The following is a 13,021-nucleotide window of genomic DNA, read 5'->3' on the forward strand; positions in this document are numbered from 1 at the left end:
TGGCTGCTCGTCCGGGCGCGGCTACTTCTAACCTGCGGCTACTTCTTGGAGTTGAGCACCACGTGCGTCAGGAACTCCGAGACGTGGCCGATTTCCTGCTGGTTGATGCCGTGCCACATGCCCGTGTATAGGACCTTGGTGAGCTTCACGTACTTGCGGACCCAGCCGATGGTGTAGTCGATCTTGTCCTCGGTGATCACCGGGTCCTGCTGGTCCCGGCCCCAGAACAGCGGAACCGTGCCGTCCAGCTCGCCGTCACGGAAGCTGGGATCGTCGCCCGCGTCGACGACAAATCCTGACAGGCCGACGACGGCGGCGAAGTCCGCGGGACGCTGCCGCAGCAACGTGGTGGCCATGGCCATGCCCATCGAGAACCCCAGCAGCGTCACCGACGGGTGGTTGGCCTTGACGCCGTCGAGCCACTCCTGGACATACGCTGCGGCGACCTTGACGGCGTCGAGCGAATAGTCAATGGACGCCGTCAACGGGAACCAGGTGAAGCCCGGACCCTCCGGGAGCGGGGCGCGCAACGAGGCCACCGCGAAGTCCTGCGGGAGCATCTCCGCCAGGCTGAGCAGGTCCTGTTCGTTGGCGCCGTAGCCATGGAGCAGGACCAGCAGGGGTTTGCCGGCCCGCTCCTGCTCCGGCTTGGACCAAAGGACGACGGGGGCCGGAAGGGCATCAGCGTGAGTCATGGAACCATTCTTACAGTTACCCGCCGGTAACAACTCACGGTGGCGTAGCTTAACCTGAACAGTGCAGGATAAGGGGGTGAGCGAAACCGAAGCCATGGGAAATTCACCGGATACCTCAGCGGACACTATCGTCACCCACCCGTGGACCCGCTATGTGGCCGTGGGCGACTCCTTCACGGAAGGCATCGGCGACCCGGAACCGGCCAGCCCCGGCGGCCACCGGGGCTGGGCAGACCGCGTCGCCGAGGAACTCAGCCGCGGCCACAACGACTTCGCGTACGCCAACCTGGCCGTCCGTGGCCGGCTGCTGCAGCAGATCGTGGACCAGCAGATGGCGCATTGCCTCTCGCTCAAACCGGATCTCATCACGCTCTCTGCGGGCGGCAACGACCTCATCCGCCCGGGCGGTGACCCGGACGTGCTGGCCGAAAAGCTTGACTCGGTGGTGCAGATCCTGAGCCTGGGCGGCGCCACCGTGGTCCTGTTCAACGGCCCGGACACCGGTTCCACGGTGTTGGGCCGGATCCGCAGCAAGGTGGCCATCTACAACGAGAACCTGCGCACCATCGCCGCGCGCCACGACGCCGTGATCGCGGACATGTGGTCCCTGCGCCAGCTCAATGACCCGCAGATGTGGAATGCTGACCGGCTGCATTTCTCACCGCTGGGCCACCACACGATCGCGGCCATGGTGCTGGACTCGCTGAACGTCCAGCACACCCTGCAGCCGCTCTCCCCCAAGCCGCTGCCTCAGCGCAGTTGGCGCGAGGCGCGCAGCGGGGACCTGGTGTGGGCCAAAGAGTATTTTGTCCCCTGGGTGGTTCGGCGGCTGCGGCACAGGTCCTCGGGCGACGGCGTGACGGCCAAGCGGCCCCTGGCCGGCCCGGTGTTCGGTCCCGGCGTTCCGCTTGGCTCCGGCGAAGGACCGCCCGGCGCCGAGGATGCGGTGCGGTCCTGAGCTTGCGGGGCATAAGCTGGAAGAACACTTCTCCGGCCCGATGTTTGAGCCCGCAGATGAGAAGGCCCAGCAGCTGAAAGGCCCCATACCGTGAGCAGTATGTTCTTCTGGATCATCGTGTTGTCGTTCGTGATTCCCGTGGCCATGCGCCTCTACCGCCGTTCCGCCCGCGGCCGGAACCAGGGCACGCCGGGACAGTTCGGCCAGTTCCCGGGCAACCAGAACAACCCCGGCAACCAGAGCAACCAGCCGCGGGATGGCTACACCCAGCAGGACTACTTCGGCGGCTTCGGCCAGTTGGGCGCCCCGAGGCAGCCGGGACCGGCCAACCAGCCGAACCCCGGTCAGCAGATCCCGAACCAGCAGTACCCGGCTCCACGATTCCCCGACCAGCCGTTCCCGACCGAGCCTTACCCTGGTCAGCAGTACCCCAACCCGCCATATTTCGGGCCGGCCGGCTACCAGTCTCCGGTTCCCTATGAGGACAGCCCGGAGTACCGGGACAACCCGCCGCAGCCGCAGCGGCAGACACCCCCAACTCCCCCTGCGCCGGAAGCAGGGCAGCCGCAGGCCCCGCAGATTCCCCCGCCGCCATCGGGCGCGCAGGGCTACCGGGCCCGCAAGCTGGCCGAACTCGACCAGCAGTACAGCGACGGCAAGCTGTCCATGGAGAATTACATGGCCCAGCGCGCCGAAATCATGAAGGGCTAAGACCCTGCAGGGCTGGTGAAGTCGACGTCGGCCGCGTTGACCGTTCCCGCCGTGCGCCCCGGGGCCTTGTGGTACTGCCAGTACAAATTGGTGTGGGCCACCACCAGCTCCGGCGGCGGCGCGCCAAAGTCGGTCAGGTCCTCGGTGGTGTGGGCGTCGGCAACCAGCGTGACGTCGTAGCCGCGGGTGATCGCGCCGTGGAGGGTGGAGCGAATGCACTCGTCCGTCTGCGCGCCGGCCAGGAAGAAGCGGCCGATGCCTCGATCGGCCAGCACGGACTCCAGATCGGTCGCCTCGAAGGCGTCGCTGTACTCCTTGGCCACCAGCGGCTCCGAATCGCGCCGCGCGAGTTCCGGCACGTACCGCCAGCCGGCGCTGCCGCGCGGGAGTTCCTCGCCGTCGTGCTGCACCCAGACGACGTCCACCCCGGCACCGCGCGCCTTGTCCACGAGGGCGGCGATGGTCGCGACGACGTCGTCACGGCGGTAGGCCTCCGCGACGACGCCAACCTGCATATCGACGACAAGCAATGCCGTGTTGGGTCGGTTGAGGAGCGTGGTCATGGTGCCTCCTGGATCGTGGCTGTCCCTGGCTGCCTACTCTAATCCCGGACCCCAAAAGCAACGAGGGGTCACCTACGGCCCATGATCCGGTGCCGGATGGACCGTACGTGACCCCGCGTTGGAGTCGAAACCGAGAGGCGTCAGTCGACCTGGGGGAAGCCGAGGTCGATCACCGAGGTGGACGGGTCCGGCCAGCGGGTGGTGACAACCTTGCCGCGGGTGTAGAAGCGGATGCTTTCCGGCCCGTACATGTGGGTGTCGCCGAAGAGCGAATTCTTCCAGCCGCCGAAGGAGAAGGTGCCCACCGGCACCGGGATGGGCACGTTGACGCCCACCATGCCGGCCTCGACGTCGAACTCGAACTGCCGGGCGGCGCCGCCGTCGCGGGTGAAGATGGCCACGCCGTTGCCGAACTCGTTGTCGTTGACCAGCTTGACGGCGTCGGCGTAGGTCTCGACGCGGACCACGGAGAGGACGGGGCCGAAGATCTCGTCGTCGTAGACCTTCATGCCGGGCTTGACGTGGTCGATCAGGCTGACGCCGATGAAGAAGCCGTTGGAGTCGAATTCGTGCTCGCGGCCGTCCACCACCACGGTGGCGCCTTCGTTGGCCGCACCGGCAACGTAGGAGGCCACCTTGTCACGGTGCTCGGCCGTGATGAGCGGGCCCATCTGGGAGGCCGGGTCCGTGCCCGGGCCGATGGTGAGCGCGGCCATGCGGGTGCTGATCGCGTCCACGAGTTCATCGGCGATGCTGCCGACGGCGACGAGGACGCTGACTGCCATGCAGCGTTCCCCGGCGGAGCCGTAGGCGGCCGAGACGGCGGCGTCCGCGGCCATGTTGAGGTCCGCATCCGGGAGGACCACCATGTGGTTCTTCGCGCCTCCCAGGGCCTGGACGCGCTTGCCGTGATCGGCGGCGCGCTTGTAGATGGACTGCGCGATCGGCGTCGAGCCGACAAAGCTGACGGCCTTGACGTCCGGGTGTTCCAGCAGGACGTCCACAGCTTCCTTGTCGCCGTGGACCACGTTGAGCACCCCCGCCGGCAGCCCGGCCTCGGCGAAGACCTGGGCGATGAAGATGGCCGAGGACGGATCCTTTTCGCTGGGCTTGAGCAGCACGGTGTTGCCGCAGGCCAGGGCGCTGCCGATCATCCACAGCGGCACCATGGCGGGGAAATTGAACGGCGTGATGCAGGCGACGACGCCGACCGGCTGGCGCACCGAATGGACATCGACGCCGCCGGAGACCTGCTCGGAACGCTCGCCCTTGAGCATGTGGGCCAGTCCGGTGGCGAATTCGATGTTCTCCAGGCCGCGGGTAATTTCGCCTTCCGCATCCGAGAGGACCTTGCCGTGCTCGCTGGTCAGCAGGGCCGCCAGCTCGGGCCGGCGCTGCATGAGCAGTTCACGGACCTTGAAGAAGATGCCGGTGCGCTTGGCCAGGCTCGTGGCGCGCCAGCCGGGCAGAGCGGCGCGGGCGGCCGCGACGGCCTCCTCGACGCGGGCGGCGGAGGCCAGCGCCACCTCTTTCTCCTGCTCGCCGGTGGCGGGGTTGAAGACCGGGCCGAAGCGCTCGGCGTCCGAAATCAGGGCGCCGTTGATGAAGTGCGGAATGCGTTCCATGGGTGGATCTCTTTCGTGAAGGGCGGGGCCGTGACGTTGCGGGCCCTCAAGGGTTAGGCCCTGGCGGGCAGGGCGCCTGCTTGGCGGGGTCGCCTGGCTGGCGGGGCTGCTAGTTGGCGGGGTCGAGCGTGCCGTCGACGAGTTTGACGATCATCGAGCAGTCCTGGCCGGACTGGCCGGAGTCGATGAGCCGCTGGAAGAGCTGCTGGACATGCTCGCCGATTTCCAGCGGGGTGCCGGTGTCACGCGCGGCGCTGATGGCCAGGCCGATGTCCTTGTTGGCCAGCTCCGTGGTGAAGGTCGGGGCAAAGTCGTTGTTGGATGCCGCTGTGGGCACGACGCCGGCCACCGGGTACCAGGTGCGCAGCGCCCAGCTGTCCCCGGAGGAGACCGAGGCAATGTCCCAGAAAACCTGCTTATCCAGGCCGAGCCGGTCGGCGAGGACCGCGCCCTCTGCGGTGGAGGCGAGGTTGATGAACAGCATGAGGTTGTTGCAGATCTTTGCGGCCTGGCCGGTGGTGGCGCCGCCGGTGGGGATGATGTTCGCGGCCATGGGGCGGATGTATTCGGTGGCCTCGGCAACGGCGCCGGCCTCGCCGCCGATCATGAACGTCAAGGTGGCGGCCTTGGCGCCGCTCATGCCGCCCGAGACGGGCGCGTCCACAAAACGGAAGCCGGCGGCAGCGGCGGCGTCGTGCAGGGCCTGAGCGGAGGCAATATCGATCGTGGAGGAATCCACCAGCAATGTCCGGGTGTCCGCGTGGGCCAGGACGCCGTCCTCACCAAGGTACACGGCGCGGGCGTGCTCGCCCTTGGGGAGCATGGTGAAGACGACGTCGGCGCCGGCGACGGCCTCGGCGATGCTGCCGGCGGCCTTGACTCCCCCGGCCTCGGCAGCGGCAACTGCTGCGGTGTTGAGGTCGAAACCGCGGACCTCATGTCCGGCGTTTGAGAGGTTGACGGACATGGACCCGCCCATGTTTCCGAGTCCGATCCAGGCGATGACTGCCATAACTTAAGCTCCTTTGCTTGATGTGCTGCCGGGAGGCCGGCCCGAAGGCCGGAACCCGGCGTCCCAGTGTCCAGCATCACACCGCTGATAGAGTGCAATCAAGGGAAAAAATCACAGATGCCATGTGCACAAATGCACACAGTCTGTGCCGGCTCCCCGTATCCGTTCACGACACACTCGCTGAGGAGGGACAAACGTGGACTTGCGTCGGCTTCCCAGCCCCGATGACCTGCTGATCCTGCTGACCGTGGCACGCCTGGGTCGGTTTAACGCGGTCGCGGAGACGCTTGGCACCACCCACACCACCATTTCCCGCCGCGTCCTGGCCCTGGACAAGCAGCTCGGCGGTCGGACCCTGGAGCGCAGCCCGCACGGTTGGGAGCTGACCGAGCTCGGCAGCCAGGCCGTCGCGGCGGCGGAGGCCATCGAGGACACTCTCGGTGCCCTGTCCAGCAGCATTGCCCGTTCCGGCGATGTGGTCTCCGGCCTTGTCCGGATCAGCACCCCGGACGGCTTCGGCGCCGAATTCCTGGCCCCGGCGCTCGTGCGGCTGCAGCGGGCGAACCCGCTGCTCAACGTCGAGTTGCTCAGCGCCACACGCAAGGCGAGCCAAAACCGCTCCGGCGTGGACCTGGAAGTGGTGGTGGGCAACATGGACACAGCAAACGCCCAGGCCATCTTCCTGAGCAACTATTTCCTCAGGCTGTACGCCAGTCCCGGATATGCGCAGGAGCACGGGCTGCCGGCAACACTCGACGACGTCCGGCAGCACGGCTTCGTCTCCTACGTGGAATCGGCGCTCCAGGTGGCCGAGCTGGGGCACCGCTCCACGCAGCTGCCGGTGCCGCGCTCCAGCTTCCAGGCCACCAGCGTCTTCGCCCAGCTGGAGGCCGTCCGGCGGGGCGCCGGGATAGGCCTGCTCCCCAACTTTCTGGTGGCGGGCAGGTCCGACTTCCTGCCCGTCCTGCCGGACGACTTCCAGCGCCAGCTGCCCATCTGGGCCGTGGCCCGGCCCGAGGCGCTGCGTTCAGCCCCCGTCCGTGCCGTGCTGGAGGCGATCCGCGGCGAAATCCGGGAGCGCCAGGACGTGCTGGCCGGCTGAGCCGGGCACGCTGCGTTTAAGGCGGCTGCCCGCCTTCGCGGGGGTCGTCAATTGCGGATCGGCTGGCACAAACGGCAACAGCCCGGGCCCCGCAGTGCGGGGCCCGGGCTGTTGGTGTGTTGATTCGAGCTTACTTCTTGCCTGCGGCCAGCAGGTCGGCAGTGCCCTGGGCGTCGGCGGCGTCGACGTCGTGCAGCGAAATACCGCGGGTCTCCTTGAGGAAGAACACGGCCACCATCGTTACCAGGCAGGCGCCGAGGAGGTAAATCGCCACCGGCGTGGAGGACTTGTACTGGCTCAGCAACGCGACGGCGATGATCGGAGCCAGCGAACCGGCCACGATCGAGGTGACCTGGTAGCCCAGCGAGACACCGGAGTAGCGCATCCGGGTCGGGAACATCTCGGCCATGATGGCCGGCTGGCCGGCATACATCAGAGAGTGGAACAGCAGACCGATGGTGATCGCGGCGAGGATGACGAGGTCGTTCTTGGTGTCCATCATCGGGAAGGCGAAGAAGCCCCAGGTACCACCGAGGACAGCGCCGGCCATGTAGACAGGCTTGCGGCCGACGTTGTCCGAGAGCTTGCCGACCAAAGGGATCACGACGAAGTGGACCAGGTGCGCCACGAGCAGCAGCAGCAGGATCCGCGAGGTGTCCGTCTGGACCACGACCTTCAGGTAGGTAATGGAGAACGTGACCACAAGGTAGTAGAGGATGTTCTCCGCGAATCGCAGACCCATCGCGGTGAAGACGCCACGCGGGTAGCGGCGGAAGACCTCGGCGACGCCGTAGCCCTTGTTCTCAACGGTGACCTCTTTGCGGGCTTCCAGGAAGATCGGGGCGTCCTGGACTTTAGTGCGGATGTAGTAGCCGACGATCACGATCACAGCGGAGAGCCAGAAGGCCACACGCCAGCCCCAGCTGAGGAACTCCGCGGATGACAGCGTGGCGGACAGGGTGAACAGCACACCGGTGGCGAGAAGGTTGCCCATCGGAACCGCCGACTGAGGCCAGCTGGCCCAGAATCCGCGCGACTTGCTCGGGCTGTGCTCAGCCACGAGGAGGACTGCGCCGCCCCACTCACCGCCGACGGCGAAGCCCTGGACGAAGCGCAGGAAGACCAAGAGCGCCGGGGCCCAGTAGCCGATCTGCTGGAAGGTCGGCAGGCAGCCCATAGCGAAGGTGGCAACACCGACAAGGATGATGCTCAGCTGGAGCAGCTGCTTGCGGCCGAACTTATCGCCGAAGTGGCCGAAGACGATGCCACCGATGGGGCGGGCAATAAAGCCGACCGCGTAGGTGACGAACGCGGCAATGATGCCGTCCAACTCCGAACCGGAATTGGGAAAGAACAGCTTGCCGAAGACCAGGGTGGCGGCGGAAGCGTAGAGGAAGAACTCGTACCACTCAACCACGGTGCCGGCCATGGAGGCCGTGACAACCTTCTTCAGGCCGGACGATTTGACGTCCGTTTCTTCAGCGCGCCTTGCGGCGTTTTCCGTACTCATCGTGACTCCTTCGGTGTCTCCGTCGACACCCTGTGGACCATTGGGCTGAGGACGCACGTGACTTAGGGCACATGGCGTCATTCCCCATGAGTATGGACGCTCCCGCCCTGAGCCTCAACAGCCATTAGTGCAGAGCGCGTCTGCAAAAATGCACAAGAGGTCGCGCCTAGTGGTCGAAGAAGGCCTCCCGCAGCTGGCCGCTGAGCTGGCCGATTTCGGTCAGGAAACCGTCGTGGCCGATGGGCGCTTCAATGATGTGCACTTCCGGGCGCCCGGGCAGGGCCTCGGCCAGTTGACGGGACTGGGCCGGGAAATACAAGCGGTCCGAGTCCACGGCCGCCACCAGGAACTCGGCGGTGGCCGGGGCCAGGGCCTCCTCGAGGCTTCCGCGCCCCCTGCAGACATCGTGGCTCATGAGGGCCTCGGTAATGGCGATGTAGCTGTTCGCGTCGAAGCGCCGGACCAGCTTGTTGCCCTGGTGGTCCAGGTAGCTCTCCACCTGGTAGCGCCCGCGCCCGGCCAGCGATCCGGCTTCCAGGGGCGCCTCCGGCTCCTGCGCGTTCCGGCCAAACCTGCCGTCCAGTTCGGCTGCGGAGCGGTAGGTGATGTGCGCGATGCGGCGGGCGAGGGCGAGCCCTGCTTCGGGTTCCGGGCCGCCGTAGTAGTTTCCGCCGTTGAAGTGGGGGTCCTGGCGGATGGCCAGGGTCTGGGCCTGCGCGAAGGCAATCTGTTCGGCTGTGCTGCTGGCGCCGACGGAAATCACGGCGCAGCGCCGGACCCGGCCGGGGAACGTGACGGCCCATTCAAGGGCGCGCGCGCCGCCGAGGGAGCCGCCCAGCACGGCGTACCATCTGCCGATGCCCAGGGCGTCGGCCAGCCGCGCCTCGGCGGCGGCGGTGTCCCGCAGGGTGACGAGCGGGAACCGCGATCCCCAGGGGCGCCCGTCCGGGGCCCGCGTGGAGGGTCCCGTGGATCCGTGGCAGCCGCCCAGGATGTTGATTGAAACGACGAAGTACTTGTCCGTGTCCACGGGGGCCCCGGGCCCGGCGAGCTGTTCCCACCAACCGGGCTCTTCGCTGTGGCCGCGGGTCACGTGCGTGTCGCCCGTCAGGGCGTGTTCGATGAGGACGGCATTGGACGCGTCATCGTTCAGGGTCCCCCACGTCTCGTAGGCGAGGACCACATCCGGCAGCGGAATCCCTGATTCGAGCTGCAGGTCACCGATCCTGACGTACTGGACGGTTCCGTCCGGGTTGCGGGATGGCTTGGTTTCAGGAACACCCGTGCGGGTGACGGCAATCGTCATGTGAGGACCTAACTTCGCGCTTGCCTGCCGTCAGCTGACCGGCAGGCCAGGTCCTCACCCGGGGCACCCCGCCGCAAAAGGAGGGTTGCCGGCCAGCAAGCCGGGGCTGTCGCTGGCACTCATGACCTGGTACGAGTCTACGAAAGAGGGTGCGGAAATCACGAAGATTGTGACTTCCATGTGACAGCCCGGCGATCAGACAGCCCCCCGCCGGCCGTCCCGTTCAAGGGAGGCCGGCGGCCGGCCGTCAGGTTTATCTGGCTTAACTCAGGCGGACTTGGCCGCGCGGAATCCGGCGTCGAGATCCGAGAGGATGTCGTCAATGTGCTCCAGGCCCACGGAGAGCCGCACCAGGCCGGGATTCACGCCGGCGATGGTCTGCTGCTCGGGCGAGAGCTGGCTGTGGGTGGTCGAGGCCAGGTGGATCACCAGGGAACGGACGTCGCCGATGTTCGCGACGTGCGAGTGCAGTTCGAGGGCATCGACGAACCGCTTGCCGGCCTCGGCTCCCCCGGCGATGTTGAATGCCACGACGGCGCCGGTTCCCTTGGGCCCGTACTTGCGGCCGCGCTCGTACCAGGGGCTGGACGGCAGCCCGGCGTAGGCAACCGATTCGACGTCGTCCCTCGCCTCCAGCCACTTCGCCACCGTGGTGGCGTTGGCCACGTGGCGTTCGACGCGCAGGCTCAGGGTCTCAATGCCCTGGGCGATGAGGAACGCGTTGAACGGGGACACGGCGGAGCCGAGATCGCGCAGGAGCTGGACGCGGGCCTTGAGGATGTACGAAAGGTTCGCGCCCAGCGCGCCGTCCGCACCGAGGTCTCGGGCGTAGACCAGGCCGTTGTAGGTGGGGTCCGGGGTGTTGAAGCCGGGGAACCGCCCCGGGTCCTTGCCGAAGTCGAAGTTGCCGGAGTCCACGATCACGCCGGCGATCGCGGCGCCGTGACCGCCGAGGTACTTGGTGGCGGAGTGGACCACGATGTCCGCGCCCCACTCGATCGGCCGGATCAGGTACGGGGTGGAGAGCGTGTTGTCGACGATCAGCGGCACCCCGGCCTCGTGCGCCACACGGGAGACGCCCTCGATGTCCAGGACGTCCTGGCGGGGGTTGGAGACCACTTCGCCGAAGAACAGCTTGGTGTTGGGCCGGACGGCGTCGCGCCACTGCTCCAGATTGTCCGGGTCCTCCACGAACGTCACGGAGATGCCGAACTTCTTCAGCGTGTGGGCCAGCAGGTTATAGGTCCCGCCGTACAGGCTGGGGCTGGCCACCACGTGGTCCCCGGCCTCGGCGATGTTGAGGATCGCGAAGGTCTCCGCCGCCTGGCCGGAGCTGAGCAGCAGGGCCGCGAGGCCGCCTTCCAGGCTGGCCACGCGCTGTTCCACGGCGTCCTGGGTGGGGTTGCCGATCCGGGTGTAGATGGGGGCGAGTTCGGCCAGCGCGAAGCGGTTCGCGGCGCTTTCGGCGCTCGGGAACACGAACGACGTCGTCTGGTAGATCGGCAGGGAACGCGCGCCGGTGGCGCTGTCCGGCTCCTGGCCGGCGTGGATCTGGCGGGTTTCGAAGGACCAGGCGTTGGACATTGATGCTCCTCAAGGGACTGGGCACAGCACCGGCCAGGGCTACCGGCCCGGACCGGCGCAGGCGCCGCGCTTGCCCTCCGGCGGGCGCCGGACGGCCAGGTCTTCACCCGGGGCACCCCACCGCGATACGAGGGTTGCCGGCCAGCAAGCCGGGGCTGTGCGCTGGCACTCATGACCTTGCATCAGTGTAGGAAGCGCGGCGCAGCCCTGGATAGCTTTGTGACGAAGATGAAGACGCCTGCGCGTCAGCGCCCCCGTGACACCGCGTCGGCTTCCCCGGGACATCCCATGGCGGTTAGGGGAACCTAAGCTGAGAGGTCCATCACAAAGTGCCAAGATGATGGCATGCGCATGGATCACGTCTCTTACGCCTGTGAACACGATGGCTTGGCAGCCACCACTGAACGTATCGCGTCTGCCCTCGGCGTTGAAGCCGTGAAGGGCGGAGTGCACCCCCGTTTCGGGACACGCAACATGATTATCCCGCTCGCGGGACACAAGTACCTGGAGGTCGTGGAGGTCCTGAACCACCCGGCCTCCGACAAGGCCCCGTTCGGCCAGGCAGTCCGGGCACGCTCCGAAGCGGGCGGCGGCTGGATGGGCTGGTGCGTCGAGGTTGACGATCTGGCCCCGTTCGAGGAGCGGCTCGGCCGAGCGGCCGTGAACGGCAACCGGAAGTTTCCGGACGGCCGCGAACTGGTCTGGAAGCAGATCGGCATCCTGGGGCTCATCGCCGACCCCCAGGTGCCCTACATGCTCAAGTGGGAGGGCGACCCGGAACTCCACCCGTCCAACGCCTACGCGAGCGAAGTCAAGATGTCCGCATTGACCATTGCCGGTTCGGCAGCGCGCGTGACCGAGTGGCTGGGCGAACCGGTGGAAAAGCCGCTGGAGGACGTCGCCGTGAACTGGATCGCGCCGCACGGCACTCCCGGCATCCTCTCCGTCACCTTCGAGACCTCCTCCGGAGCGGTCACGATCTAACGCCCCACCTGCCCCACGCTTCGGCCGCCATCTCTTAAGTGCCAACGATGTCACCCAGGAGACGGCGGCCGAGATCATTTAAGGGCCCGGATCATTTAGGCCGGTAATGTCGCCGGCCCCTAAACGCAACGCGGGGTCACTTCCGGCCCATCCTGGGGCTCCGGATGGGCCGTATCTGACCCCGCGTTGCATTGTGAGCCGCTCAGCCCAGGCCCACGGCCTTGCCGAACAGGCTGAACCCCACGAACGCCACGGTGTCCAGAATGGCGTGGGCGATCACCAGCGGCATCACCCGCTTGGACCGTATGTAGAACAGCGCGAAGACGACGCCCATTATCGCGTTGCCGATGAACGGCCCGAACCCCTGGTAGAGGTGGTAGCTGCCGCGGAGCAGGGCGCTGGCGGCGATGGCTGCCGGCACGCTCCAGCCCAGTTTCCCCAGCCGGTCCAGCAGGTAGCCCACCACAATCACTTCCTCCACGATCCCGTGCCGGATCGCGGACAGGACCAGCACCGGCACGGTCCACCAGTACGGGGCAAGCGCGCTGGGAATGATCGACGTCGTGATCCCCAGCGCCCTGCCGGCAGCGTAGAGCCCCAGGGACGGAATGCCGATCAGCGCGGCAAGCCCCAGCCCCTGCAGGAGGTCCTTGCCGGGCCGGGCAAAGTCGAAGCCGATCTTTCGGAATGCCGAGGTTCCGCGCTCTCCGGCCGGCCAGTGTTCGGTCAGGAAGTAAATCACCAGGGCCACCGGGACGAGGGCGAAGATGATGTCCAGCATCTGGTAAGTGAGGTCAAAGTATTCGCGCGGGCTCTGTGACCGGTTGAGCGTGGACGTCCCCTGCGCCAGCGGCGCCGTGGTCATCTTGTCCAGCAGCTGCACCAGGGAGTAGACCGCGGACTGCCCCAGCGACAAGCCCAGGACAATCAACATTTCGAACCGCAGCCGACGGCGGGAGGGAACCAACATG

At 67.0% G+C, this 13,021-nt stretch carries 12 protein-coding genes and 2 riboswitches; of the genes, 4 read left to right on the forward strand and 8 right to left on the reverse strand.

What is annotated here, in order from left to right:
* Window positions 1-38 precede the first annotated feature (38 nt).
* A complete protein-coding gene (locus AC1DKQ_RS07575; RefSeq protein WP_476884002.1) occupies window positions 39-695 on the reverse strand; it encodes an alpha/beta hydrolase in 657 nt (218 codons plus the stop codon).
* Window positions 696-789: 94 nt separating this feature from the next.
* On the opposite strand from AC1DKQ_RS07575, the gene AC1DKQ_RS07580 reads away from it, so the two are divergent.
* Both AC1DKQ_RS07580 and AC1DKQ_RS07585 read left to right on the forward strand, forming a co-directional pair.
* A complete protein-coding gene (locus tag AC1DKQ_RS07580; protein WP_476918650.1) occupies window positions 790-1,653 on the forward strand; it encodes an SGNH/GDSL hydrolase family protein in 864 nt (287 codons plus the stop codon).
* 99 nt (window positions 1,654-1,752) lie between these two features.
* Complete coding sequence (locus AC1DKQ_RS07585) at window positions 1,753-2,364, forward strand: hypothetical protein (protein ID WP_476918651.1); 612 nt, start codon at window positions 1,753-1,755, stop codon at window positions 2,362-2,364.
* Here AC1DKQ_RS07585 and AC1DKQ_RS07590 read toward each other — a convergent pair.
* The 3 genes from AC1DKQ_RS07590 to mmsB all read right to left on the reverse strand — a co-directional run bounded on the left by AC1DKQ_RS07590 (window position 2,361) and on the right by mmsB (window position 5,564).
* A complete protein-coding gene (locus AC1DKQ_RS07590) occupies window positions 2,361-2,927 on the reverse strand; it encodes an isochorismatase family protein (protein ID WP_476918580.1) in 567 nt (188 codons plus the stop codon). The two genes, AC1DKQ_RS07585 and AC1DKQ_RS07590, sit on opposite strands and share 4 nt — an antisense overlap.
* A 140-nt stretch (window positions 2,928-3,067) precedes the next feature.
* Window positions 3,068-4,552: a CoA-acylating methylmalonate-semialdehyde dehydrogenase gene (locus tag AC1DKQ_RS07595; RefSeq protein ID WP_476884004.1), complete on the reverse strand. Its 1,485-nt coding sequence runs from the start codon at window positions 4,550-4,552 to the stop codon at window positions 3,068-3,070.
* A gap of 109 nt (window positions 4,553-4,661) precedes the next feature.
* The gene (gene mmsB / locus AC1DKQ_RS07600; RefSeq protein WP_476884005.1) at window positions 4,662-5,564 is read right to left on the reverse strand and encodes a 3-hydroxyisobutyrate dehydrogenase; all 903 of its coding nucleotides are present in this window, start codon (window positions 5,562-5,564) and stop codon (window positions 4,662-4,664) included.
* 202 nt (window positions 5,565-5,766) lie between these two features.
* Between mmsB and AC1DKQ_RS07605 the strand changes: the two genes are divergently transcribed.
* Window positions 5,767-6,666: a LysR family transcriptional regulator gene (locus AC1DKQ_RS07605; protein ID WP_476918652.1), complete on the forward strand. Its 900-nt coding sequence runs from the start codon at window positions 5,767-5,769 to the stop codon at window positions 6,664-6,666.
* 130 nt (window positions 6,667-6,796) lie between these two features.
* Here AC1DKQ_RS07605 and AC1DKQ_RS07610 read toward each other — a convergent pair whose 3' ends face one another.
* The 3 genes from AC1DKQ_RS07610 to AC1DKQ_RS07620 form a co-directional block, all read right to left on the reverse strand.
* Window positions 6,797-8,176, reverse strand: a complete 1,380-nt coding sequence (locus AC1DKQ_RS07610; protein ID WP_476918581.1) for an MFS transporter — start codon at window positions 8,174-8,176, stop codon at window positions 6,797-6,799.
* A 166-nt stretch (window positions 8,177-8,342) separates the two neighbouring features.
* Entirely contained in the window at window positions 8,343-9,482 is a 1,140-nt protein-coding gene (gene metX, locus AC1DKQ_RS07615; protein WP_476918582.1) for a homoserine O-acetyltransferase MetX, read from the reverse strand.
* Between the two features lie 11 nt (window positions 9,483-9,493).
* Window positions 9,494-9,609: riboswitch (SAM riboswitch) on the reverse strand.
* Window positions 9,610-9,749: 140 nt separating this feature from the next.
* Complete coding sequence (locus tag AC1DKQ_RS07620; RefSeq protein WP_476918583.1) at window positions 9,750-11,066, reverse strand: bifunctional o-acetylhomoserine/o-acetylserine sulfhydrylase; 1,317 nt, start codon at window positions 11,064-11,066, stop codon at window positions 9,750-9,752.
* Window positions 11,067-11,127: 61 nt separating this feature from the next.
* Window positions 11,128-11,243: riboswitch (SAM riboswitch) on the reverse strand.
* A gap of 168 nt (window positions 11,244-11,411) precedes the next feature.
* Between AC1DKQ_RS07620 and AC1DKQ_RS07625 the strand changes: the two genes are divergently transcribed.
* On the forward strand, window positions 11,412-12,050 hold the full coding sequence (locus tag AC1DKQ_RS07625) for a VOC family protein (RefSeq protein WP_377986123.1): 639 nt from the start codon (window positions 11,412-11,414) through the stop codon (window positions 12,048-12,050).
* 202 nt (window positions 12,051-12,252) lie between these two features.
* Here the strand turns inward: AC1DKQ_RS07625 and AC1DKQ_RS07630 are convergent, their stop codons facing one another.
* Complete coding sequence (locus AC1DKQ_RS07630) at window positions 12,253-13,020, reverse strand: CPBP family intramembrane glutamic endopeptidase (RefSeq protein WP_476918584.1); 768 nt, start codon at window positions 13,018-13,020, stop codon at window positions 12,253-12,255.
* Between the last annotated feature and the right edge of the window lies 1 nt (window position 13,021).

Source organism: Arthrobacter sp. 05L421 (assembly GCF_056397785.1).

Excerpts from the sequence above, each read along its gene's own strand:
- AC1DKQ_RS07580 (WP_476918650.1), top strand. The coding sequence starts at position 790 with ATGGGAAATTCACCGGATACCTCAGCGGACACTATCGTCACCCACCCG.
- AC1DKQ_RS07595 (WP_476884004.1), bottom strand. The coding sequence starts at position 4,552 with ATGGAACGCATTCCGCACTTCATCAACGGCGCCCTGATTTCGGACGCC.
- AC1DKQ_RS07625 (WP_377986123.1), top strand. The coding sequence starts at position 11,412 with ATGCGCATGGATCACGTCTCTTACGCCTGTGAACACGATGGCTTGGCA.
- AC1DKQ_RS07585 (WP_476918651.1), top strand. The coding sequence starts at position 1,753 with ATGTTCTTCTGGATCATCGTGTTGTCGTTCGTGATTCCCGTGGCCATG.
- AC1DKQ_RS07610 (WP_476918581.1), bottom strand. The coding sequence starts at position 8,176 with ATGAGTACGGAAAACGCCGCAAGGCGCGCTGAAGAAACGGACGTCAAA.
- metX (WP_476918582.1), bottom strand. The coding sequence starts at position 9,482 with ATGACGATTGCCGTCACCCGCACGGGTGTTCCTGAAACCAAGCCATCC.
- AC1DKQ_RS07630 (WP_476918584.1), bottom strand. The coding sequence starts at position 13,020 with ATGTTGGTTCCCTCCCGCCGTCGGCTGCGGTTCGAAATGTTGATTGTC.
- AC1DKQ_RS07575 (WP_476884002.1), bottom strand. The coding sequence starts at position 695 with ATGACTCACGCTGATGCCCTTCCGGCCCCCGTCGTCCTTTGGTCCAAG.
- AC1DKQ_RS07590 (WP_476918580.1), bottom strand. The coding sequence starts at position 2,927 with ATGACCACGCTCCTCAACCGACCCAACACGGCATTGCTTGTCGTCGAT.
- mmsB (WP_476884005.1), bottom strand. The coding sequence starts at position 5,564 with ATGGCAGTCATCGCCTGGATCGGACTCGGAAACATGGGCGGGTCCATG.
- AC1DKQ_RS07620 (WP_476918583.1), bottom strand. The coding sequence starts at position 11,066 with ATGTCCAACGCCTGGTCCTTCGAAACCCGCCAGATCCACGCCGGCCAG.